The 21,757-nt window shown below is 64.5% G+C and carries 22 protein-coding genes; 8 read left to right on the plus strand and 14 right to left on the minus strand.

The features are described from left to right. Window positions 1–7: 7 nt before the first annotated feature. From ACTXG5_RS19875 to ACTXG5_RS19890, 4 genes are all read right to left on the minus strand, one after another. Window positions 8–979 carry an enoyl-CoA hydratase/isomerase family protein gene (locus tag ACTXG5_RS19875; protein ID WP_445160422.1) on the minus strand — a complete coding sequence of 324 codons (972 nt, stop codon included), beginning with the start codon at window positions 977–979 and terminating at the stop codon, window positions 8–10. 39 nt (window positions 980–1,018) lie between these two features. Continuing rightward, the gene (locus ACTXG5_RS19880; protein ID WP_445160423.1) at window positions 1,019–1,855 is read right to left on the minus strand and encodes a mycofactocin-coupled SDR family oxidoreductase; all 837 of its coding nucleotides are present in this window, start codon (window positions 1,853–1,855) and stop codon (window positions 1,019–1,021) included. Further along, complete coding sequence (locus tag ACTXG5_RS19885) at window positions 1,855–3,057, minus strand: cytochrome P450 (RefSeq protein WP_445160424.1); 1,203 nt, start codon at window positions 3,055–3,057, stop codon at window positions 1,855–1,857. Before ACTXG5_RS19885 ends, ACTXG5_RS19880 begins: the two co-directional genes overlap by 1 nt. 248 nt (window positions 3,058–3,305) lie before the next feature. Continuing rightward, on the minus strand, window positions 3,306–3,995 hold the full coding sequence (locus tag ACTXG5_RS19890; RefSeq protein ID WP_445160425.1) for a TetR/AcrR family transcriptional regulator: 690 nt from the start codon (window positions 3,993–3,995) through the stop codon (window positions 3,306–3,308). A gap of 139 nt (window positions 3,996–4,134) precedes the next feature. Here ACTXG5_RS19890 and ACTXG5_RS19895 point away from each other — a divergent pair, with 139 nt between their 5' ends. After that, window positions 4,135–4,728: a SecDF P1 head subdomain-containing protein gene (locus ACTXG5_RS19895; protein ID WP_445160426.1), complete on the plus strand. Its 594-nt coding sequence runs from the start codon at window positions 4,135–4,137 to the stop codon at window positions 4,726–4,728. Beyond that, complete coding sequence (locus ACTXG5_RS19900; protein ID WP_445160427.1) at window positions 4,725–5,543, plus strand: sugar phosphate isomerase/epimerase family protein; 819 nt, start codon at window positions 4,725–4,727, stop codon at window positions 5,541–5,543. Before ACTXG5_RS19895 ends, ACTXG5_RS19900 begins: the two co-directional genes overlap by 4 nt. A 3-nt stretch (window positions 5,544–5,546) precedes the next feature. On the opposite strand, the gene ACTXG5_RS19905 is transcribed toward ACTXG5_RS19900, so the two are convergent. The 3 genes from ACTXG5_RS19905 to ACTXG5_RS19915 are packed head-to-tail and all read right to left on the minus strand — an operon-like array spanning window position 5,547 to window position 9,468. Continuing rightward, window positions 5,547–6,545 carry a Gfo/Idh/MocA family protein gene (locus ACTXG5_RS19905; protein WP_445160428.1) on the minus strand — a complete coding sequence of 333 codons (999 nt, stop codon included), beginning with the start codon at window positions 6,543–6,545 and terminating at the stop codon, window positions 5,547–5,549. A 52-nt stretch (window positions 6,546–6,597) separates the two neighbouring features. Further along, the gene (locus ACTXG5_RS19910) at window positions 6,598–7,821 is read right to left on the minus strand and encodes an FAD-dependent oxidoreductase (RefSeq protein WP_445160429.1); all 1,224 of its coding nucleotides are present in this window, start codon (window positions 7,819–7,821) and stop codon (window positions 6,598–6,600) included. Window positions 7,822–7,854: 33 nt separating this feature from the next. After that, entirely contained in the window at window positions 7,855–9,468 is a 1,614-nt protein-coding gene (locus tag ACTXG5_RS19915) for an arylsulfatase (protein WP_445160430.1), read from the minus strand. Between the two features lie 106 nt (window positions 9,469–9,574). Between ACTXG5_RS19915 and ACTXG5_RS19920 the strand changes: the two genes are divergently transcribed. Next, entirely contained in the window at window positions 9,575–10,594 is a 1,020-nt protein-coding gene (locus ACTXG5_RS19920) for an NAD(P)H-dependent flavin oxidoreductase (protein ID WP_445160431.1), read from the plus strand. 368 nt (window positions 10,595–10,962) lie between these two features. On the opposite strand, the gene ACTXG5_RS19925 is transcribed toward ACTXG5_RS19920, so the two are convergent. Next, window positions 10,963–11,799, minus strand: coding sequence for a class I SAM-dependent methyltransferase (locus ACTXG5_RS19925; protein WP_445160432.1), 837 nt, complete (start codon window positions 11,797–11,799; stop codon window positions 10,963–10,965). A gap of 203 nt (window positions 11,800–12,002) precedes the next feature. Between ACTXG5_RS19925 and ACTXG5_RS19930 the strand changes: the two genes are divergently transcribed. Continuing rightward, window positions 12,003–12,383 carry a hypothetical protein gene (locus ACTXG5_RS19930; protein WP_445160433.1) on the plus strand — a complete coding sequence of 127 codons (381 nt, stop codon included), beginning with the start codon at window positions 12,003–12,005 and terminating at the stop codon, window positions 12,381–12,383. Between the two features lie 19 nt (window positions 12,384–12,402). Here ACTXG5_RS19930 and ACTXG5_RS19935 read toward each other — a convergent pair whose 3' ends face one another. From ACTXG5_RS19935 to ACTXG5_RS19950, 4 genes are all read right to left on the minus strand, one after another. After that, on the minus strand, window positions 12,403–13,671 hold the full coding sequence (locus tag ACTXG5_RS19935) for an amidohydrolase family protein (RefSeq protein ID WP_445160434.1): 1,269 nt from the start codon (window positions 13,669–13,671) through the stop codon (window positions 12,403–12,405). A 69-nt stretch (window positions 13,672–13,740) separates the two neighbouring features. After that, window positions 13,741–14,514 carry a class II aldolase/adducin family protein gene (locus ACTXG5_RS19940; protein ID WP_445160435.1) on the minus strand — a complete coding sequence of 258 codons (774 nt, stop codon included), beginning with the start codon at window positions 14,512–14,514 and terminating at the stop codon, window positions 13,741–13,743. After that, on the minus strand, window positions 14,501–16,123 hold the full coding sequence (locus ACTXG5_RS19945; RefSeq protein WP_445160436.1) for a class I adenylate-forming enzyme family protein: 1,623 nt from the start codon (window positions 16,121–16,123) through the stop codon (window positions 14,501–14,503). Before ACTXG5_RS19945 ends, ACTXG5_RS19940 begins: the two co-directional genes overlap by 14 nt. Before the next feature lie 50 nt (window positions 16,124–16,173). Continuing rightward, window positions 16,174–16,491, minus strand: coding sequence for a hypothetical protein (locus ACTXG5_RS19950; protein WP_445160437.1), 318 nt, complete (start codon window positions 16,489–16,491; stop codon window positions 16,174–16,176). Between the two features lie 124 nt (window positions 16,492–16,615). On the opposite strand from ACTXG5_RS19950, the gene ACTXG5_RS19955 reads away from it, so the two are divergent. The 3 genes from ACTXG5_RS19955 (at window position 16,616) to ACTXG5_RS19965 (ending at window position 18,520) form a co-directional block, all read left to right on the plus strand. Beyond that, on the plus strand, window positions 16,616–17,167 hold the full coding sequence (locus tag ACTXG5_RS19955; RefSeq protein ID WP_445160438.1) for a hypothetical protein: 552 nt from the start codon (window positions 16,616–16,618) through the stop codon (window positions 17,165–17,167). 100 nt (window positions 17,168–17,267) lie between these two features. Beyond that, window positions 17,268–17,585, plus strand: a complete 318-nt coding sequence (locus ACTXG5_RS19960; protein ID WP_445160439.1) for a hypothetical protein — start codon at window positions 17,268–17,270, stop codon at window positions 17,583–17,585. A 62-nt stretch (window positions 17,586–17,647) separates the two neighbouring features. Continuing rightward, window positions 17,648–18,520: an alpha/beta fold hydrolase gene (locus ACTXG5_RS19965; RefSeq protein ID WP_445160440.1), complete on the plus strand. Its 873-nt coding sequence runs from the start codon at window positions 17,648–17,650 to the stop codon at window positions 18,518–18,520. Here ACTXG5_RS19965 and ACTXG5_RS19970 read toward each other — a convergent pair. Then, window positions 18,517–19,257, minus strand: coding sequence for an SDR family oxidoreductase (locus ACTXG5_RS19970; RefSeq protein WP_445160441.1), 741 nt, complete (start codon window positions 19,255–19,257; stop codon window positions 18,517–18,519). The two genes, ACTXG5_RS19965 and ACTXG5_RS19970, sit on opposite strands and share 4 nt — an antisense overlap. Before the next feature lie 17 nt (window positions 19,258–19,274). Here ACTXG5_RS19970 and ACTXG5_RS19975 point away from each other — a divergent pair, with 17 nt between their 5' ends. Continuing rightward, entirely contained in the window at window positions 19,275–20,126 is an 852-nt protein-coding gene (locus ACTXG5_RS19975) for a DMT family transporter (protein ID WP_445160442.1), read from the plus strand. 2 nt (window positions 20,127–20,128) lie between these two features. Here ACTXG5_RS19975 and fadD1 read toward each other — a convergent pair whose 3' ends face one another. Then, the gene (gene fadD1 / locus ACTXG5_RS19980; protein ID WP_445160443.1) at window positions 20,129–21,754 is read right to left on the minus strand and encodes a fatty-acid--CoA ligase FadD1; all 1,626 of its coding nucleotides are present in this window, start codon (window positions 21,752–21,754) and stop codon (window positions 20,129–20,131) included. Between the last annotated feature and the right edge of the window lie 3 nt (window positions 21,755–21,757).

Raw genomic sequence — 21,757 nt, forward strand, 5'->3', positions numbered from 1 at the left:
AAAACGGTCAGGGCTTCGCGCGTCCTGAGCGGCTCAGGCGCCACTCCGGCGGGAAGTTCATGTCGTTGTCTTTCACCACGTTGTTGAGACCCTTGTTGAAAGTGCCCTCGGTGAGGTCGACGTCGTTCTCCTGGTCGTTCTGGATCATCGGCAGCATGCCCTCGACCATGCCGACAAGAAGGCTGCCGAAGTACTCACCCTTGTGCTGCTTATAGAGTTCCAGAAACGTCTTCTGCACCGCGACCGTGTCGGTCGGACGGGACTTCGAACAGGCCATCGCGTACTTCAGGGTCTCCGCTTCCAGGTCTTCGCGGGCCACGACGCTGTTGAGGAAGCCACAGTCGTACATCTCTTTCGCGCTGAACGGCCGCCCGGTGAACAGCATTTCGGAGAACTTGCGCAGGCCCATGGTCTCGGCCCACCACCACAGCCGCGGCCCCCAGCCGACATATCGGAACGCCGGATGTCCGAACAGGGCGTCATCGGACGAGATCACCAGGTCGGCGTCGCCGGCCTGGTAGAAGTGCCAGCCGTAGCAGTAGCCCTTGGCCTCGATGATGCTGACCTTGCGAAGCTCCTGCAGGGGACGGTTTCCCGCGCGGGCCTTGGCGTAGAAGTCGGTCACCGTGGATAGGTAGCGGTAGGAGCCACCGGGCGGGTACTTCACATCGTCATCGTTGATCCCGAGCTCGTGCAGCAGCGGCATGCCGGGGTTCTCGATCATGCCCCGTTGTTCGGGCAAGTCGCCGCCGCTGCCGAAATCTTGCCCCTCGCCCCGGATTACGACGACCTTGACATCATCGTCGACGTTGCACTTGTGGATCAGGTCGGCATAGAGCTGTCGCATCCCCAAACTGGTGGCGTTCTGCGCGTCTGGGCGATCGAAGGTGATGTAAGCGATTCGGTTCTTCTTGTCCTTCTCGAACCTGATGTACTGCGCGGCTTCTTCTTTCATCTTTTCGTAATCGTAGTCAGGCATGACTTCTCTCCACTTCGTTGTGCTTAATAGAGTTAGTGATTATTTGAGCAAGCTGCCCGCGTCGACGGGAAGAGAAACGCCAGTGACATAACGAGATTCGTCCGAGGCGAGGAATAGGACCGCGTTGCTGATATCGGCGGGCTCCACCCAGGGCACCGGCATGGTGTGCATCATCTGTGAGATCGGGGCGAAGTCGTCCGGCCCGGGGTCGGGCAGATCCGGCCGGAAGAGCCGGTACGTCTGGTCATTCATCAGCATGGTGGTGCTGACCTGGGTGGGCAGCACGGTGTTGACGCGGACCATCTGCGGGCCTAATTCGATGGCGAAGGCACGCATGAGGCCGATGACGCCGTGCTTGGCGGCGATGTAGTGGCCGGTGTTCGGGTAAGCCTTATGGCCGCCGACGGAGCTGGTGAGCACGATCGACCCACCACGGCCTCCCGAAAGGATATGCGGGACACCCGCTTTGACGGTGTGCCAGACGCCGCTGAGGTTGATGTCGATCATATCCTGCCAGATGTTCTCCGCAATCTTGTGCAGCTTCCGGCCGTCGGTACCCACACCCGCGTTCGCGACGATGATGTCGAGCCGGCCGAGTTGTTCCACACCGCTGTCGACGGCGGCTTTGAGCGCCTCGTAGTCGCGAACATCGACTTGCGCGGTGACGATGCGACGATCGAGGTTCTTGACCAGGTCGGCGGTCTCCGCGAGATCCTCAGGGGTCGCGTGCGGGTAGCTCAGGTTGTCGATCGGCCCGCAGATGTCGATCGCGATGATGTCGGCGCCCTCCTGCGCCAAGCGCACCGCATGACTGCGGCCCTGCCCACGAGCGGCGCCACTGACGAAGGCGACTTTGCCCTCGACCCGGCCCGTCATCAGGACACCAGCGTCGGGAGGGTTTCCCAGCCACGCACCGACGACGTCGGGCTAAGCGTGGCGTTCGCCAGATCGGGCTCCCACTCGGGGAAGCGCTTGAGGATTTCTTCCAGGGCGACCCGGCCTTCCAGCCGAGCCAGCGCCGAGCCGAGGCAGAAGTGGGCGCCGACGCTGAAGGTGAGGTGCGGCCGGGCGGCGCGATGGATGTTGAATTCGCCCGCATCGGGACCGAACTGACGCTCGTCCCGGCAGGCGGCCCCGATCAGCATCATCATCACGCTGCCTTCCGGCACCGTCTGGTCATAGAGGCTGACGTCGCGAGTCACATAGCGCGCCATGTGCGGCGCGGGCGGCTCGAAGCGCAGCAACTCCTCGATCGCCGCAGGGATGAGCGAGGGATTTTCGACCAGTTCGCGACGCTGGTCGGGATGCTCCGCGAGAACCTTGCCCGCCCAACCGATCAGCCGCGTTGTCGTTTCGTTGCCCGCGCCGGCCACGACGTTGAGGTAGACGAGAATCTCCTGGCGAGTGAGCCGGCGGGTGGTGCCGGTCTCGTCGACGAATTCGACGTTGAGCAACTCGGTCATGATGTCGTCGGACGGATTGTCGGCACGCCAGTCGATGTAGGCCTCGAACTGCTCGCCCACCGACAAGCCATGCTCGGCGGCACTCATCGGTTTGCCGGGCTCGGTGCGTAGCTGGGCGTTGCCCCGATCGCGGATGTACTCCTGATCTGCTTCGGGAATGCCGAGCAGCGCGCTGATGACCTTCATGGGCATGATCGCGCCCAGGTCGGTGACGAAGTCAAATCGGCCGGAGCCCACCAACGGGTCCAGCGATTGCGCGCAGAACTGGCGGATCATCGGCTCCAGCGCGGAGATCTTGCGGGGGGTGAACATCCGGGACAGTAGCTTGCGGTGCACATCGTGGATCGGCGGGTCCTCAAAGATCAGCAAGCCTGACGGGATCTCGAGGTTGGCCTTGATCAGCTCCATGATCACGCCGCGGGCAGAGCTGTACGTGCCGTGATCGACGATGCCCTTGTTGACGTCGGCGAACCGGCTTAACGCGTAAAAATCGTATTCGGAGTTGTAGTAGAGCGGCGCCTCGTCACGCAGGCGCGCAAACATCGGATACGGGTCGGCGATGAGCTCGACATCGTATGGATCGAAACTGACGTGGCTCTCGGTGCTCGCCGTCACGAAATCCCTCCTAGCGCTGCGAATTCCGGCTGGTGACATCGTCTGCACAAGTCCTGGGACGGCAACTGCGTCAGCACCGGATCCGGTTCGGGCAATTTGTACACTCCGCTTAAATGGTCGCTCTGAAAAGTGCACGGACTCGGCCGACAATGGGCTTGCCGACGGTCCGTGAGCGTCGGCTTTCTCTATTCTCGTAGAGAACCATATAGTGCATGCTCTGGCAAGCCCCAACGTCGCGGAATCCGCCGCTAGCCCGTGTCGAGTCGGCGTGGCTCATTGCCATCGGTGAGCCGCCCCTTCTGCGGACTCTTGAGGATGCCGGCAGCGATAGCCGACAGGATCGAGTCGAGCTGCTCTGCGCTGTCGACAATCCGGTCGCCATGGGCGGAACGCATCAGCAGACCGTTGATGAACGTCAGCGTGACGTTGCTCAGATCCTCGACCACGGCCGACTCCAATTCAGCTCCGTGCGGCATGAGTTGGACGAGGATCTCGCGGTGCAGCTTGGTGAACGCGTCGGTGGCTTGCTGCAGAATCGCGGCCATCGCGGGATCCCGCGCGGCTTGCATCGTCAGTTCGTACCGGGCCTTCGTCCAGGACAACTGTGGCTCGGTTGCGGCTTGAATTACCACCTGCGACAACAGCGACGGAGTGGGGTTGTCTCCCCGACTACCGGCACTGTCGGCGATGGACTGCAACCGTTCCAGATCGAGCTCAGCCAGCCGCTCGGCGACCGCACGCAACAGTGCGGAGCGCGTCCGGAAATAGAAGGACGTGGTGCCGTCGGGAACAGCGGCCTTGCGGTCCACCTTGAGATGACTCAATCCCTTGGCCCCGTCCGCGGCCAACAGTTCGATCGCCGCATCGCACAGGTCGCGGCGGCGCTCCGCGGGATTGGGCTTTCGTCTTTTCGCTGACACAGATGTGTATCGAGCCATGAACGCAGGCTTTCGTGGCAAGGAACTAAAGTGAATATTCGCTGACTTGCAGCACGACCCTACTCTATGTTCGTAGTGTCCGTAAAGCGATCGGTTGCTCGCGTCGCTCACCCGACGGTGTCATCACGAAAGGGATGCGGTGGCGTTCCACGGTTCAACGATCTCCACGGCGACCGCCCGGCTGACCAGCGTTATCGTGCTCGGCGCGGTGGCATGCGGTTGCCACGCGACTCAGCGCCCGGCCGCACCCGCCGCCTCGACCGGCACCACGACGTCGGCAACCCCATCCGTGGCACCGGTGATGCGAATTCAGCCGTTGGCGGTTCGTCCGGTCGAGAAGTCGCAGCCGACTACACCCGACAAGTGCCCCGCGACGAATCCGGATGCCCCGGCCCCGCCGGCCAACGTCCTCGTCACCTGCGATCTCGCCCGGACCACGCGATATACCTTGGGCCCGGAGACGATGCGGCTCGACCTGACACACGTGGACCCACCCAAGGCGCTCACATCGGATTTCTACGAGGTGAATCTGACCATGGAGACGGCATCTGCGACGGCGTGGGCGTCGTACACCGCGGCACATCTACACGCCCACATCGCGTTCATTCGCGACGATCTCGTCCTGGAAGCACCGATGATCCAGGAACAGGTCACGTCCGGGCAGATCGCGATGACGACCCAAACGGCTCAAGCCGCCGCCCAGTTGGCCCAATTGGCAGGCCGCCCGGCATGACCGACCTTGCCATCGGCTTCCTCAACGGATTTGGACTTTCGCCAGTGGAGTTCGTCGATCTTGCCGCGGACCTAGGCTGCCGCTACATGTCGGCGGTTGTGCAGGGCGCGCCATTGCTGCCGCTCGGCTACGCGCCCTTTTCCCTCAAGGACGATGCCGCGCTGCGCAGGGACGTGCTCGCCGCGATGCAGCACCGGGGCGTAGCCGCCTCTTTGGGCGACGGGTTCCTGGTGCTGCCGAACACCGAAATCAGCGCATTCGGTGTGGATCTCGATGTGCTGGCCGAGCTCGGCGTACCCCGAATCAACGTCGTCAGCCTCGACCCCGATCTGAATCGGACGTTCGACCAGTTCGCCGCACTGACCGAACTGGCCGGCCAGCGCAGCATCGAGACCGTCGTCGAACTGGTACCGGGACTGACCGTGGGTGATTTGTCCACCGCACTGGCCGCACGAGAACACGTCGGGCGATCCGACTTCCGATTGTTGATCGACACCATGCATTTGGTGCGTTCCGGATCCAGCGCCGCGGAACTCGCGGCTGTTGACCCCGAATACATCGGCTACGCCCAACTCAACGACACGACGCTGCAGCCACGGTTGGACAACTACATGGAGGAAGCCATGTTCGAGCGCATGGTGCCCGGCGAAGGAGAACTACCGCTCGCCGACATCCTGTCCGTGCTACCCCACGACATTGTGCTCGAAATCGAAGTACCAAGGCGGTCACTGGCGTTGGCCGGGGTCAGCCCGATTGATCGGGTGCGCCCATGTGTCGAGGCGGCGCGCCGTTTGTTAACTGAACGTGGGCAATAACTTTCAGCTCGGTACGCGTAGCGGCAGCCCCGCGGCACGATAGATCGCATCGATGACGGTCATGTTCTCGATCGCGTCCTGCGGATTTGTCTTCACCGGCGCGCCTCGCAGCACCGCGTCGGCGAATGCGTCGAGCTGGTAGGCGTAGGTAGCACGGCGCGGAAATCGCTCCACGCGGTTGTCGTCGGCCGTCCGGACCGAGAGACGATGGAACATCTGGGGCATTACCGGATTGAGCACGTTGAGCTGGCCGCGGTCGCCGACCACTTTGGCGCTGATGTCGAAGAGCCGCCGCGACCACATCGAGCAGCGCACCCGGCCGGTGTGCCCGCCGGCAAAGCGCAACTCGGCCGTCATGGCCCGGTCGACCCGGGGACCGTGCAATTTCGCCTGTGCCGAAACGACTTCCGGGGTTGAACCCCCGAACGTGCGGGCCATGTTCACCGCATAGCACCCTGCGTCCATCGTCGCACCGCCGGCCAGCGAATAGTCGTACCGGATGTCGGAGAACTTCGGCAGCGGGAAGCATAAGGTGGTTTCCACCCGCTGGAGCTTGCCCAACTCCCCCGAGGCGATGATCTCCTCAACCCGCAATGCCAGCGGATGGTAGCGATAGTGGAAGGCCTCCATCACCACTCGGTCCGACGTCGCCGCCAGCTCGGCGATCTCGCGGGCCTCGGCGGCGTTGGCGGTGAATGGCTTTTCGCACAGCATGTGTTTGCCGGCGGCCAATGCGGCTCGGGTCCACTTGCCGTGCAAGCCGTTTGGCAGGGGGTTGTAGATCGCATCGATATCCGGGTCGGCGATCAGCAAGGCGTAGTCGTCGTACACCCGGGCGATGTGGTGCTTGGCGGCGAAGGTTTGCGCACGCGAGCCGTCGCGGGCGGCCACCGCGGCGACCACCACGTCGGCGTTGTCCTTGGCGGGGTTGATCAGTGCCATGGGTGCGATCCGGGCGGCACCCAGGATGCCGATGCGCAGTGGGGTTTCGTGTCCAGACACGAAACCGACGCTAGCACTCGGTCTAATCCAGTACGGCCATCGCGCCTGCGGCCTAGTTGCCGGGCGCTCGACGGGCGAATGCCGGGGCGCGCTCGGGCCTGACCCCGACACCGATGAAGTATGCGGGCACGAAGGACAACCAGGGCAGCCGCTGCATCACTCCGAAGAAGGCCGCCGGTGGAGTGGGGTCAGCCCCGCGAAATAGCGGCCCGAGTCCCCGCTGCAGGAACCGTTGCACCCCTTGGGTCACCGCGGTGGGAAACAACCGGCGACGCCGCACCGCCGCCAGGTCCCGATCTGTGAGCCGGTGCTGCCGCAGCGGCTCGGCCAAGATAGTCGCGGCGGCCACGGCATCTTGGATCGCCAGATTGATGCCGACGCCGCCCAGCGGGGACATCGCGTGCGCGGCATCTCCAATGCACAGCAGGCCATCGGTGTGCCAGCGGCGCAGCCGGTCCACCCGGACATCGAGGTGCTTGATCTCGTCCATGGACGTCAGCGTCGCGACCGCGGCGGCGGATTCCGGCACTAGTGCGCTGACGTCGCGGCGAAACGCTTCGATGCCTTTCGCGCGCAGTTCCGCGTCAGTCCCCTTCGCCCCGATGTAGGCGATCTGGTTATAGCCCTCACGCGGGATCACCCCAAGGGCCTTGCCGGGACCCACCCGCGGCAAAAACGAGAACTCCTGATCGCCGTCGCGCGGCAACCTGAACCACCACACGTCGAAGTTCACCGGGTATTCGCGACTCTGCAAACCCGCCGCGCGCCGCGCCGTCGACCACCGGCCGTCGCATCCGATGGTCAACTCGGCCTTCAACTCCCCTGGCCCCTCGGCGCCTTGGTAGCGCACACCGGTGATCCGGCCGCCCTCTCGCAGCAGTCCGGTGGCCTCGGTGTTCATCCGCAACGTGAACGTCGGTTCCTCGTGGGCGGCGTCGGCGAGCAGGTTGAGCAGATCCCACTGCGGCACCATCGCCACAAAGGGATGGGGTTGGCGCAACCTCCCGAAGTCGACATAGGTCACCGACCGGCCGTCCGATTCAAATTTCGCGCTGTGAACCTCGCTGTGCGGCAAGGCCGCGAAGCGGTCCCACAGGCCCAGCTCGTCAAGCAAGCGCATCGTGGTCGGATGCACGGTGTCACCGCGAAAGTCCCGGAGAAAGTCGCCATGCTTTTCCAGCAGCGTGACCTCGACACCTGCCCGAGCCAACAGCAGCGCGAGGACCATCCCGGCCGGGCCGCCACCGATCACCGCGCAGGTTGTTGTCTCCGCCATCGTTGCTCCGAAATCTATTGCGGCATAATGCGATTAATTGAGCATTTGTGGGTCGGCGTCGTAGACCGAGACGGGCTCGGTGAGCACCCCGTTTTCCGCGACGTAGCGATCCCACAACGCGAGAAGTTCGGCCAGCTTGTCGGGATGCGACGCTGCCAGGTCGTGGATCTCGCCCCGGTCGCCGGAAAGGTCGTAGAGCTGCCAAGCGCCCGGGCCGTAGGGCGGGGGCAGGTAGAGGGCCTTCCAGTCGCCTTGGCGGATCGCGCGACGGCCGAACAATTCCCAACCGGTGCCGCTCTCGCCCGGGTGCACCGCGTCGGCATCTCCGGACAAGTACGGCACCAGCGAGCGGCCGAGCATCGGTGCGACGTCGCGGTCACGATAGGAGGTACCGGGATGTTCGACGCTGGCAAGGTCCAGCACGGTCGGAGTGATGTCCATGACGGTCGCGAACGCCGTGCCGATCTCGTCTTGGCGCGTGAATCCCGGCCAGGTGACGAAGCCGACCACCCGAATCCCGCCCTCTGTGGTGAACGCCTTGTGTAGGCGCGACGGCGCCGTCGCGGCTTGTGCCCAGCGGGGGCCATACCAAATGAAGGAGGTGGGCCGACCCAGGTTGTCCAGGCTGTTGTCGCAGTTCTTTTGGATCTGCGCGACGATTTGGGGGCCGCGCAGTGGCATCGCCTCGACGATTGCACCCTCGGCGCCGTTGTCGGACATGAACATCACGACGGTGTTGTCCAGCTCGCCGGTCTCGGCCAAGTAGTCGATCACCCGGCCGATGTTCCAGTCCATGCGATCCACCATCCCGGCGTAGACCTCCATGGAGCGGGCCGAAATCGCGCGCTCCTCGTCGGTCATATCGGCCCACTCCGGTGCGCCGTCGGCCACGACCGGGTGTGGCTCGACATCCGGTGCGCACAGGCCGAGGCGTTTGAGCGCCGCCAACCGTTCTTCGCGCAACGCGGCCGGGCCGGCGTCGTAACGACCACGGTATTTCGCGACCGATTCGTCGGGCGCCTGCAGCGGCCAGTGCGGGGCCTGAAACGGCAGATACGCAAAGAACGGCCGGTCGTCATCTTCGGCGCGGTCGCGGAAGTAGCTCAGCAAGGTGTCGGTGTAGGAATCCGAGGAGTAGAAGTCTTCGCCCACCGTGACGAACTGGTCGTCCTCGGTGTAAAGCGTTGGCACCGGCGAGAACCCGCGGCCCGCGGCGCCACCGTAGTGGCTGGCTCCGGCAGGCAGCAACGCAAACGAGCGCTCGAATCCTCGGGCCCACGGCGACCTTTCAATCGTGTGGCCCAGATGCCATTTGCCCGACATCAGCGTCAGGTAACCCGCGTCGCGCAACAGCTCGGGCAGTGCGACGACCCGGTCGTTGAGATAACCCTCATAGCCGGGTGCACCCTGGAATCCGGGGATCGCGACCTCCAGCATGGTGCCGATACCGGCGACGTGGTGGTCGGTTCCGGTCAACAGCATCGCCCGGGTGGGCGAGCAGGCCGGCGCCGAATGAAAATCGGTGAGCCGGATGCCCGCGTGGGCGAGCCGGTCAAGGTTGGGCGTTTCGATCTCGCTGCCGAACGCACCGATATCGGAAAATCCGAGATCGTCGGCCAGGATCACCAAGAAGTTGGGGCGCTTCACGGTGAAGCATCCTGTCAGGTCCGGCGCCCGAATGGAATGTCCGAGAAATGACTTAGGCTCGATTCGGCGAAACAACGAGCCCGCACACCTGCGAAGGGGCACCGAGATGTTGGCACAGTTCGAGATGTCCATCCCCCTGATTGCCGCTCCGATGTCGGGCGGCCCGACCACGCCGGCAATGGTGTCGGCCGCAACCCGGGCGGGCGGCCTGGGCATGCTCGCGGCCGGCTACAAGACCGTGGAAGCCGTCGAAGCCGAGCTCAAGACCGTTCGTGCCAAGGGAATTCCGTTCGGCATCAACTTGTTTGCCCCTAATCCGCTGCCGATTGACCCCGAAAGCTACCGGGCTTACGCCGCGATCATTCAGCAGGAGGCCGACCAGTTCGGCCTTACCCTGCCTGCTGATCCCATCGAGGACACCGACAGGTTCGACGAGAAGATCGCGCTGTTGCTCGACGACCCGGTCCCGATGGTGTCGTTCACCTTCGGCATTCCACCGCGCAGCGTGATTGCCGCGCTGCAGCAGGCCAATACCGTAGTGGTCCAAACGGTGACAACGCCCGACGAGGCGGCACAAGCGCATGACGCCGGTGTCGACATGCTGGCTCTGCAGGCAGCGGTCGCCGGTGGGCATTCCGGCACGCTCTCGCCGCAGCGACCGTTGCAACCGGTTCCGATCGTCGACCTCGTCAAACAGGTGACGGCCACGGTGCCGCTGCCGGTGCTGGCCGCCGGTGGGCTGGCCACACCCGGCGCGGTGGCCGACGTTATCCGCGCCGGCGCCGCGGCAGCCATTGTCGGCACTGTTCTGCTGCGCGCCACCGAAAGCGGCGCGTCAGCAACTCACCAGGCGGCCCTGACCGATCCCGCTCGGATCGAGACCGTGCTGACACACGCCTTCACCGGACGCCCAGCCCGCGGACTGCGCAACTCGTTTATCGACAACCACGAGGGTCAGGCACCGTTCGGTTATCCCGCCCTTCACCATCTGACCAGCCCGCTGCGCAAAGCCGCTGCGGCGGCAGGGAAACCGGACTATGTCCACCTGTGGGCAGGAACGGGATACCGACACGCCACCGCGGAGTCCACCGCGGTCATTCTGCAGCGACTTGCTGCTGAACTGTGACCAGTCACCGGCCAGCTGATGAGCTCAGTTGCTCAGGTACAAGTACCAAAGGCCATCCGAATGCTGGACACAGGAGAAATGAGTCCAGGTGCCAGGGTGGTCGACCTCGACGTGCGGCCCGTCTGCCATACAACCCGCCTGAGTCGCATAGTTACCCTCAACCAGAATCTCGTCGGCGTTACTCGTTCCCACCCCGGTGGTCATTAGCCCAGCAAACGCCAGGGCGCTAGCGGCAATAATCTTCCTCATCAGGCACCTCCAGTTCACATCCGCCCTTGAGGCCGACATCCCAGCGGGTTGCTGGTAACTCGACGCTAGTCGAGCCACACTCGATCACGCAGAGCAAAAGAGAAATATTTGCGCCGAACTCAGTACTTGAAGCGGTTGAGCACGTCGTACGGGCCGAACGGCGTGGCATTGAACACCCGGTAAATCCATCGCACGATGGTGGTGTCGATCTTCTCGTAGCCGGTGAGTGCCGACGTCTGCTTGAGCAACCGCAGCTTCGGATTCCACGTTTCCAGGTCGCGCGCGTTGCCGATGCCCCACTTGATAATGCCTCTGGTGAAGATTTTCGACAGGAGCGGTGCGGCCGAAGAGAGCGTGTCGAACTGCAGTTCTCCGCAGTCGAACCGGTCCGTCAGTCGTGCCAACAGCTGGCGGACGTCCCCTTCTTCCAGATACATCAGCAGGCCCTCGGCGACGACAAGAGTCGGGTGGCCGGTGGGAATCTGCTCGAGCCACTGCGGATCGGACACCGAACAGCCGATCATCTGGTAGCGCTCGGTGTCGTCGTACAACTGGCGGCGAAGCTCGATGACACTCGGCTGGTCGAGGTCAAACCACCGCACCGACGGCGGTACATCGAGGCGGAAGGCGCGGCCATCGAGGCCACAGCCCAGGTGCAAGACCACCGCGTCGGGATGCTGTCGAAGATAGTCAGCGCACCAGTCGTCGAGCTGTTTCGCGCGCAACGCGACGAGATACTGGTTGGACGCCGGCAACGAGTTCCGATGTATTCGTTTGAAGTCGTAGTCGATCCGGTCGACGGCCTCCGCGGCGGCATGGTCACCCAGAATCGGATGCCGAGACCGGCTTTCGTAAGCACGCAAGTACAACGTCACGAGGTTCGTCCACTCCACCGAGCCCCACCGGACCGAACTGAAGTCAACCTTGCCGCTCGCCACTGTCCCCACCTCCGTCATCGCGGTATCTCACCCACACAGGGAAGCGCATCCGATGCCAGGATGGCCACCCCCGAACTACTCGGTGGGACAAACGCGCTGGTCACGACCGGTGCAGGCGCCCAAAACCAACTGTGCCCATCCGAGCGACCCTGTGCTCCGAACAACTGTCGAGCAAGGGTTGTGGCGGGTGACACCGCTAGGTTCAAGAAAGGGGCCTCTCGATGCGACAGGTGACATTCAAAATGGTTGCTGCTGGCGATGGTTCGCCACCAACCTCAACCGGATACTGCTATTACCTGATGGCCCATGCCGTCGCGACGGTTCTACTGCTGATCACCCTGGTTGCCGCGGTATGGCAATTCATGGACTGGGTCGTGACGCCGTCGTGTCTGGAAGCCAGTTCAGTGTCGTCGGCGGCCTCGGTTACCACGACGCCGGTTGCATCGGGGATCACGAAGGCCGCGGAGATCCGCAACAGCCTTGGTCAGCCCGGCGCCTCCCACAGCACGTGGACGGAGCGGCCCGCGTCGTACCGCAACGCGGCGCGGACCGAGACACTGGCCGATTCCGCTGACTGCCACTGCCCGAAGACCGGCAAGTGACCTGTCGCGGGCAATGTCGTCAGAACGCGTCGGGATTCTGCTGGACCGCTACCGGCACCGGATGCTGGTACAAGCGCGAAGCGTTCTCCCACGTGAACTTGCGGATCGCGTCCGGCGGCAGGTCACCGATCTCGTCGTGGATCGTTTGTTGACTGTGCGGCCACGTCGAGTCGCAGTGCGGATAATCGGCTTCAAGCATGATGTTGTCCATACCGATTCGGTCACGCTGCACGAACGACGACTTGTCCTCCACAGCGCAGAACCAGAAGTTCCGGGTGAAAACCTCAGCGGGAGTGAGCTTCTCCCCCAGCGCCTGCCAAGTGCCGTACATCGCGTGATAGCTGAGCATGTGGTCGAGGCGATCCAGTAAGCCTGCCACCCAGCCGATTCCGCCTTCGGATAAACAGATCTTGAGATCCGGGAATCTGCTGGGCAAGCCGGAGTACAACCAGTCGACGGCTGCCGAAATCGCGTAGGCGAAGAACAGCACACCCTGGACGTCGGGTGGCGCATCCTCGGTGGTCGATGGCGACGAACCCGAAGATCCGATATGCAGATTCACCACCGTTGCCGTTTCGGCACACGCCGCCATGATCGGATCCCAGTGGCCCGAATGAATACTCGGCAACCCGAGCATCGCGGGGTTCTCGCTGAACGTCACGGCGTGGAAGCCGCGCTCGGCGTTCTCGTAGATCATCTTGGCGCCCAGTTCGGGATCCAGCAGCCAGGGCAACTGGCAGGGAATGATCCGTTCGGGATACGACCCCGCCCACACCTCGAGGTGCCAGTCGTTCCAGGCGCGGACCGAGGCCAGCGCCAGATCGCGATCCTTGGTTACCTGCTGCAATCGCTGGCCGGCGAATCCCGGCAGGAATGAAGGGAAATTGAGTGACGCGTATATCCCATTGAGATCCATGTCTTTGACGCGGTCATGGATATCCCATGCACCCCTGCGCATTTCGTCGAACCGGACAGGTTCGAAGCCGTACTCCGAAACGGGTCGCCCGACCACGGCATTGAACCCGACATTGGGCAGCTCCTGATTGTCATAGACCCAGGTCTGTCCGCCGCTGTCGGTGTCCACGACGCGCGGCGCCCGGTCGGCGAACTTTCGCGGCAGGCGGCCGGTGAATGTATCCGGTGGTTCCACGATGTGATCGTCGGCCGAGATCACCGTGTAGCGGCGCGGCGCCCGGGGCGGGTCCGGCAGGAACGTCACGGAGCGATCCTCACCCGTTTTCGCGATGGTGAAATTCAGATTCGCGGCCAGCTCGTCAATCGCTTTCACTGGTCAACCTCCTTGCGGGGCAGGGTGTGCGGTGTGCGGTCAGGGCTTCGAGTGTGCGCAGGCGGCGGCTCAGGTGAGCACATCGGGATCCGCTTTGATGGTCATCCGTGCCGCCCCTGCCCAGTACACGTCGGCGGCCCGCTCGATCAGCGATCGCTGCATGCCCGCCATGTCCGACCAGTTCATCGCGACCGGATCCTTACCGGTGAGCATGACGTCGTAGGCCAGCTTGCATACCCGTTCGATCGAAGCCGCCCGGTACACCGCCTCGGCCAGGTTGTGACCGGTTGCAATGACGCCGTGGTTGGCCAGAATCGTCAGGTTGGCGCCTCCGATGCGCGCCGCGAGATCGGCTGCATGGGCCGGGCTGTCGATCTCGCCGTCGTAGGCGCCGACGAGGCACAGGTCATCCAGAAACAGCGAGCCGGTCTGATGCACGAGTTCCGGCAGCCGGCCTAACGCGGCGAGCACGCAGACGTAGTACGGATGATTGTGAATGACCACCCGGGCATCTTCACGGGCTCGGTGCAACTCGGTATGAATGTGGATCGCCGGGGTGACATCCCAACGACCGCGGACCACCCGAGCTTCGCTGTCGACCAGGCAGATATCGGATGCGGTGAGTTCGGCCCACCACAGGCCCCACGGATTGACCAACATGTCGCTTTGTCCGTCGAACTGCCAGGTGATGTGTCCGGCCATATTCTCGGCGAAGCCGATGCCGGCCAGATGGCGGAAGGCCACGGCGAGCGCCTGCTCGTTGGACAGCTCGACGCCGATCGGGGGCACCACCGACGGCGCCCACACCTCCAGGCCACCTCGTCGTGGGTTAGGTGTGTTCATGCTCGGTCTCCATCCTTGCTCGAATATCTTGGCGGAGCTCGCCTTTGGCGACCTTTCCGCCGGATGACCGGGGTATTTCGTCGACAACGATCAGGCGTTCGGGCAACAGCTCCTTGGAAACCCCCAGTGCCAGTAAGTGCTCGACGAGCTCGGGCAGGTCGACGGTCGCAGAGTCGGCGAGTTCGGTGTAGAGACAGACCCTTTCCCCGAATACCGGATCCGGCATCGCCACGGCGGCCGCCAGCGCAATCGCCGGATGGGTCATGACGGCATCCTCGACCTGCGATGCGCTGATGTTCTTGCCACCGCGCAGGATGAAGTCGGACGTTCGGCCGGTGACCGTGAGGTAGCCGTCGGTGTCGAGCTCACAGATATCGCCCATCAGCATCCACCCATCGCGGGTGAACAGCTTGTCGTGGTCGGTACCCCCGAGGTAGCCGAGGCTGGTCGCCGGGCCCCGGCACGCCGGCTGGCCCCGCCCAGTCGCGGTGACATCTTGATCCCCGTCGAAGAGCCGGACCGCCATTTCGGGAACGATCCGGCCGCCGGTGCGCAGTCGACGTTCCAGAGAGTCATCCAAGTTTGTCGCGCTGAGCAAGCCGGTTTCATTCGAGCCATAGAATTGCAGGATCTTTGCGCCGGTCAGCTCTTCGAATTCGGCAGCGGGCCGATACGGCAACGCCTCGCCCCCGGTGAACACGACACGCAGCGAGCTCAGGTCGTAATCCCGGGATGCGCGGTCGGCTATAAGCATCGTCAATTGCGTACTGACACAGCATAATACGGTTACCTTGTGCCGGGCTATCGCCTCACACGCCGCCCTGGTGGTGAAGCGGTCCAGGATCACCGAGCTGGCGCCGAGATAGATCGGGGTGGTGTGGCTGGTCCATATTCCGAAGCCGAAGGGCGTGGGGATGACGGGCAAAAACACATCGTCGGATGTCAGCAACCCGTTGGCAACGGCTTTCTGGTGGAAGTAGTGCCAACGGTTCTGAGTGTGCACCACACACTTGGGCATGCCCGTGGTCCCAGAGGTGGAGTTGATGAGGAAGACGTCGTCAGCGCCGAGTTGAGATGCGCCTGCCACCGCCGGGCTCTGCACGTCGACATCCAAGCGCGGCAGACCCGCATCCTGACCCAGGAGCAGCAAGGACACCGACGATTCGGCCGCGGCCCGGGCCGCGGCATCGGTGTGCCGGTGATCGCTGATCAGGATCTTCGGGTCCGCATTGCGCAGTAGTGCGCTCACCTCGCGGGTGCCGGCGCGGGCGCCAATGCCGACGACGACGGCACCACAGCGTTCGATCCCGACGAACAGGACGTGGATCGCGGTGGCGTCGCCGTGCCACACCGCAACTCGATCGCCCCGCGCGACACCGAGACCGGCCAGCTGGCCGGCTAAATCGGTTGCTGCAGTGTCGAATTCACGCCAGGTCAAGGATATGCCGGGCTCGTCGGAATAAGCGCGACGGTCCGGTGACTGTTCGGCGTTGTGCCGCACCGCGTCCGACAGTGTCGAGTCAGCCCACCAGCCGGCCGCACGAAACCGGGCCGAGTCCTCGTCGGTGAATGCCGGCGAGCCCAGGGTGTCCAGCCCACCGGCGCTCATTACCAAATCATAGGAAGATTCGGCTGGCCGGCTACAACTGACCTATCCGGCTAGGGATTCTGAGGTGCGGGAGCAGGATGTTGCGGATCGTGCGGCAGGCTCGGCTGGCGGTGCGGAGGCGGAGGTGGGTTGGGGCGAATGGGCCCACAGTTCAGGCCCAGGATGCAGCCACCACCCCCGACGGGTTTGACCGGCAAGGCGCCGCCGCCGCTGGTATCGCCTGGTGACGGAGGCGTAGGGACCACATTGGAGGACGGGACCGCGGCGCTGGCCAGCGGCTTGCCATCATCGCCAACACCGCCGAGCGCCACGGCAAGCACGGCCGCACCGCCGCACCACGCGGCTATCCTGCCCTTGCGATTCCCCATGACGCCCGATTCTAGTGACTCGGAGCAGGATGTGCATAAACGCAACGCGGCATGACGCTGCGGCGCCGGCCCTATTATTACCCGAGACAAGGATCGCGCCGGCCCGGGCAGCCTAGGAGTGGTGATGGAAACCAGGCAATATGCCGGGGTTTGGTGGGGACGGCTGCAAGGCAAACGGGTCTGGCCGGGACTGCTGAGTGGCGCAGCGGCGGGCGCCGCGGGCACCACAGCATTGAACGTCATCACCTACCTCGACATCGCGGTGCGGGGCCGGCCGACCAGCAGCACGCCCGAACGGACCGTCGAGGCCATGGCGAGGCTGTTCGGCCTCACGGTTCCCGGCGGCGGTGACGTGCTCGCCAACCGACTCTCGGGCCTTGGCGCGCTCACCGGCTACGCCGCGGGCATTGGGATGGGCGTCATTCTCGGATTGGCCTATGCCCTGGGCTGGCGGCCCGGATTACTGGTCGCCACGCTGGTCGCATCGGCCATCGCGCTAGTTGGCACCAACGGGCCGATGACCGTCCTCGGAGTGACCGATCCACTCACCTGGAGCCTCGTCGACTGGATCAGCGACCTGATTCCGCATCTCGGCTACGGGATCGTCACCGCCCTGGTGTTGCACTACCTCGCTCCGCTCTGCGGGTCGCCCGGCGAGACGCGTAGCTCGGGATAGCACTCGCGGCCGAGCGATATTGGGATCGGTAGCCACGCATCCGGTTCCACTTGCTTGACACGGCTGCCGCCGGCAGCGCACCGCAAGAAGGAAACCACGCATGAAAACCAAGGCCGCCGTGCTGCTGTCGGGCGCGATCGTCGCTCTGGTGCTCGTCTCGCGCTATTTCGCGTTGAGCCGCGCCGGCATGCCCTTGGGGTGGTTGCTCTATTTCGGGCTGCCCATCACGGCGGTCGGCGTGCTGTTCGCACTGCGGCTGATCAACCTCGGCGCGGGCTGGCGCACCACGGCCGACAATTCAAAGCCCGGGATGTTGGTGTCGGAGCGGCTGCGGCAACTCGAGGAGTTGCATACCCGAGGAGCGATCTCCGACACGGAGTACAGCGCGCAGCGCTGGCAGATCATCTCGACCATGTGATGCCTAGGGGCGCCGACCGCCCACCTGGAAGGTTTATGCGCGCTGCGGCGTTGACTACACGTATGAGCACCGCGGAGCTACTCGAACAGTATCGATCATCGGGGCGCACCTTCAGCGCCGACGGGATCTCGTCGTTCGTCCTGGACGAGGGTCCGCGGGATGCACCCGCGGTGGTTTGCGTGCACGGGGTTCCGGCATCGGCTTACCTCTATCGCAAAGTGGTTCCGGAATTGGCCGCCAGAGGATTGCGCGGCATCGCGATCGACCTGCCGGGGCTCGGCTTCGCCGAACGACCGGTTGATGCGGATTACACGTGGACCGGACTTGGCCGTTGGCTGCTCTCGGCGATCAACGAGTTGCAACTCGAGCGCTTCCACCTGTTGCTTCATGACATCGGCGGACCCATCGGCTTCGAGGTGGCCAGCGCGGCACCCGAGCGGGTGCTGTCCATGACGTTGCTGAACACCATCATCGAAGTGCAGTCATTCCACCGGCCCTGGCCGATGGAGCCGTTCGCGCATCGGGGCCTCGGCGAAGCGTGGCTGGCGTCCCTGCACGTGCCGGGCGCATTCCTGTCGCTCATGCGACTGGTCGCCGTGAGCCGCCGTGTTCCGGCCGCCGAAATCGCGTGTTGGCTGCCGCTGCTGTTCGGCGACGACGGCGGGCGGGCTTTTCTGAAGATCATGCGCGGCTTCGAGCTGACCGCCGCCAAGGAGCACCTTTACCTCGACGCTGTCCGGCAAGGGCCCTACCCGGTGCAAATCGTTTGGGGCGAGCGCGACACGATGCTGCCGTGGCGGCGTGAAGGCGTGACGGCCCAACGTGCCGCCGGTGTGCAGGAGTCAATCAAGCTGCCCGCCAAGCACTTTCTCCAAGAAGATTGCCCGCAAGAGATCGCGGAGGCGGTGTATCGCTTCACGCAGCGCAGCCGCTAGACCTGAACCGTGGGACGGATGGTGATGTCTCCGATCTCCACCTCGTCGGGCTGTTCGACCGCGAACGCGACGGCTCGTGCGACCGCGTCGGGCGGAATGCCGAAGTCGCTCATGGTGCGCCGGATCTGCTCGCGCAAGGCCACATCGTCGATAGAGCTGTCCAGTTCGGTATCGACGAAGCCCGGGGATATCGACGTGGTCCGCACCACGCCGTCGGTGGACTCCTGGCGCAGACCTTCCATGACGGTGCGGACCGCGTTCTTGGTCGCCGCATAGACCGCCATGGTGGGGACGATCTTCAGCCCCGCCGTGGATACCGTCGTCACAAAGTGACCTCGGCCCTGCCGGCGAAACACCGGTAGCGCCGCGGCGAATCCATGCAGCACCCCGCGCAGGTTGACGTCGATCATTGCCGACCAGCCGTCGACGTCCAGATCGGAGATCGGGCCGATCTTGCTGATTCCGGCGTTGCTTACCAGCACGTCGAGGCGATCGAACTGATCGACGGCGGTGCTGACGAGTCCCTCGAGGTCGGCGCGAACGGCGACGTCGGTCCGGCAGGTGACGGCCTGTCCCCCGCGCTCTCGTATCGCCTGCGCGATCTCATCGAGGCGCTCGACGCGACGCGCACCCAGGACCACCCTCGCGCCGCGTTCAGCGAGCAGACGCGCCGTCGCCTCGCCGATCCCGCTGCTGGCCCCCGTGATGGCCACAACTTTGCCTTCGATACCCGTCATCATCGTATTGTCAGTCTGTGCTCATCGGATTCCTACTCGCGCTGGGTTGTTCGGTGTGTTACGGCACCGCTTCGGTACTGCAGGCCGTCGCGGCGCGCTCGGTGGAAACCGGCGGCAAGTCCGGTGTCGATGCAATGCTGCTGTTGCGTGCCGTCCGGCAGTGGCGTTATCTCGTGGGCATCGGCCTGGACGGCGTCGGCTTCGTGCTGCAAGTGATGGCCCTGCGGATGGTGCCGATCTACGTCGTCGCCGCGGCGCTGGCCGCCTCGATCGCCGTCACGGGCATCGTGTCCGCGTGGGTGCTCTCCGCGCGGCTTTCCTCGGCCGAGTGGACGGCCGTGGGTGTGGTCTGTGCAAGCCTCGCCGCGCTCGCGTGTGCTGCCGGGCCGGCGCACTTTCGCCATGCCCCAGCCGGACTCGGCTGGGCGCTGCTCGGTGTGGTCGCCGTCCTCTTCGTCGCCGGAGCCGCCGCCGGCCGGCTACGCGACCGTGAGCGTGGACTCGCGCTGGGCCTGGCCGCCGGGAGCGGCTTTGGCGTGGTCGAGATCGGTGTGCGCATGCTCGACGAGGTCGATCCCACCAAAGCGGTTTTTTACACCAACCCCGCTTTGTACGCGGCGGCCGGCGGCGGCGCCGCGGGCTTTCTGTTGTTCACCTCCGCGTTGCAGCGGGGGTCGGTGACCACCACGGTGGCCGCCATGGTCGTCGGTGAAACCATCGCTCCCGCACTCGTCGGCGTGCTGTGGCTGGGCGACACCGCTCGGCCCGGCTGGGGCTGGTTGGTGGTCGTGGGATTCGCCGTGGCGGTGGCCGGCACGCTGTTTCTGGCCCGATTCGGCGAGGCGCCCAGCCCGGCCGAGTCCGGTTGAGCTTACGAGGTTGCAGGGTCCGCAACCGGTTGTGCCGCAGCCGAGGTGGCTCGGTCGTCGACGCTATATGTTGTGCCGCGCGGCGCTCGTGACAGCAGCACGCCACCCTGGGCGCTGATCCCGGCGGCGATCAGCTCGCGCTTGAGGATCTTGTTGGTGGCCGTCGCCGGAAGGTCATCGTTGATACGCACATAACGTGGCCACGCCTTCGGTGACAAGTCGTGTTGTGCGGCCAGAAACTCCTCGAGATCCGTTGGCTGCAAACCCATCCCGTGACGAAGCACAAGCGCCGCCATCACCTGGTCGCCGACCCGCTCGTCCGGCACGGCATACACCGCGACCTGACTGACCTGCGGCAGCCGTTCCAGAATCCGCTCGATCGGTGCCGCCGCCAGGTTTTCGCCATCCACCCGCATCCAATCGGCGGTGCGGCCGGCAAGGTAAATCCAGCCCTCGGCGTCGCGGTAGGCCAAATCACCTGCCCAGTACATGCCGTGTCGCATCCGCTCGGAGGTCGCGGCCGGATCGTTGTAGTAGCCGACGAACGGCCCCGCCCCCTGCGTGTTGACCAGTTCGCCGACGGCCTCGTCGAAGTTTGTCAGCGCGCCGTGTTCGTCGAACTGCGCGACCGCGCACTCCGTCACGGTTGTCGGGTTGTAGATGCTGACCCCCGGATAGGGCCTACCGATCGAGCCGGCCGGCGTGCCGTCTTCTCGCACCACGATCACCGCGAACTCGCTGGATCCGAAGCTGTCGACCACCCGGCACCCGAAACGCCGTGCGAATTCCTTGATATCGCGATCCGTTGCCTCGTTGCCGAACGCCATCCGCAGCGTCGTGTCGGCGTCGTCGGGCCGTTCGGGTGTGGAGAGGATCAGGGCAAGCGGCTTGCCGACATAGTTCAGGTACGTCACTCGGTAGCGGCGCACGTCATCGAGGAAGCGAGCCGGCGAAAACTTGGCAGGGACCATCACCGCGCCGCTGCCGACAGCAACGGCCCAGCCGGCGGCAACGCCGTTGGAATGAAACAGCGGCATCGCCAGATAGCAGACATCGGCCGCGGTGACGTCGTATTGAAAGATCAGGCTGGCGCCGCACATGACGGCCATGCCGTGCGCGAACCGTACGGCCTTGGGATTACCGCTGGTGCCCGAGGTGAAGATCATCATGAACGTGTCGGTGGCAGTGACCTCGCGGTGCGGAGTCAGCGGTGGCGCCGCGGCGACTACCTCGGCGTAGCGCGTCCCGTCAACGTCGAGAACGTGAATTCCGTTGAGATCCAAGCCCTCGAAGAGAGGTTTGTGGTCGTCGTCGATCAGCAGGATTTGGCTGTCGGAGCGCTGGATGTCGGAGAGCAGAGCGGCTCCGCGGCGGGTCGTGTTGAGGCCGCACAGCACATAGCCGCCCAGCGCGGCGGCCGCCATCGCGCGCAGCATTGCCGGTGAATTGCCCAGCGCGGCACCGACGTGCAGGGGCCGGGCCGGATCGGCGAGCGTGATCAGCGCCGCCGCCTCGGACTCGGCTTCGGCGAGATGCTCGCGCCAGGTCCAGCTCCGGTCGCCGTGAGCAACCGCTGGGGTGTCATCGTGCCTGCGTTGCCGTAAGAGCTGCTGAACCGTCTCCGGCACTGT

The sequence above is a fragment of the Mycobacterium sp. Dal123C01 genome, from assembly GCF_052566995.1.

Excerpts from the sequence above, each read along its gene's own strand:
- ACTXG5_RS19875 (WP_445160422.1), bottom strand. The coding sequence starts at position 979 with ATGCCTGACTACGATTACGAAAAGATGAAAGAAGAAGCCGCGCAGTAC.
- ACTXG5_RS19880 (WP_445160423.1), bottom strand. The coding sequence starts at position 1,855 with ATGACGGGCCGGGTCGAGGGCAAAGTCGCCTTCGTCAGTGGCGCCGCT.
- ACTXG5_RS19890 (WP_445160425.1), bottom strand. The coding sequence starts at position 3,995 with ATGGCTCGATACACATCTGTGTCAGCGAAAAGACGAAAGCCCAATCCC.
- ACTXG5_RS19900 (WP_445160427.1), top strand. The coding sequence starts at position 4,725 with ATGACCGACCTTGCCATCGGCTTCCTCAACGGATTTGGACTTTCGCCA.
- ACTXG5_RS19910 (WP_445160429.1), bottom strand. The coding sequence starts at position 7,821 with ATGGCGGAGACAACAACCTGCGCGGTGATCGGTGGCGGCCCGGCCGGG.
- ACTXG5_RS19920 (WP_445160431.1), top strand. The coding sequence starts at position 9,575 with ATGTTGGCACAGTTCGAGATGTCCATCCCCCTGATTGCCGCTCCGATG.
- ACTXG5_RS19925 (WP_445160432.1), bottom strand. The coding sequence starts at position 11,799 with ATGACGGAGGTGGGGACAGTGGCGAGCGGCAAGGTTGACTTCAGTTCG.
- ACTXG5_RS19930 (WP_445160433.1), top strand. The coding sequence starts at position 12,003 with ATGCGACAGGTGACATTCAAAATGGTTGCTGCTGGCGATGGTTCGCCA.
- ACTXG5_RS19940 (WP_445160435.1), bottom strand. The coding sequence starts at position 14,514 with ATGAACACACCTAACCCACGACGAGGTGGCCTGGAGGTGTGGGCGCCG.
- ACTXG5_RS19945 (WP_445160436.1), bottom strand. The coding sequence starts at position 16,123 with ATGAGCGCCGGTGGGCTGGACACCCTGGGCTCGCCGGCATTCACCGAC.
- ACTXG5_RS19950 (WP_445160437.1), bottom strand. The coding sequence starts at position 16,491 with ATGGGGAATCGCAAGGGCAGGATAGCCGCGTGGTGCGGCGGTGCGGCC.
- ACTXG5_RS19955 (WP_445160438.1), top strand. The coding sequence starts at position 16,616 with ATGGAAACCAGGCAATATGCCGGGGTTTGGTGGGGACGGCTGCAAGGC.
- ACTXG5_RS19960 (WP_445160439.1), top strand. The coding sequence starts at position 17,268 with ATGAAAACCAAGGCCGCCGTGCTGCTGTCGGGCGCGATCGTCGCTCTG.
- ACTXG5_RS19965 (WP_445160440.1), top strand. The coding sequence starts at position 17,648 with ATGAGCACCGCGGAGCTACTCGAACAGTATCGATCATCGGGGCGCACC.
- ACTXG5_RS19970 (WP_445160441.1), bottom strand. The coding sequence starts at position 19,257 with ATGACGGGTATCGAAGGCAAAGTTGTGGCCATCACGGGGGCCAGCAGC.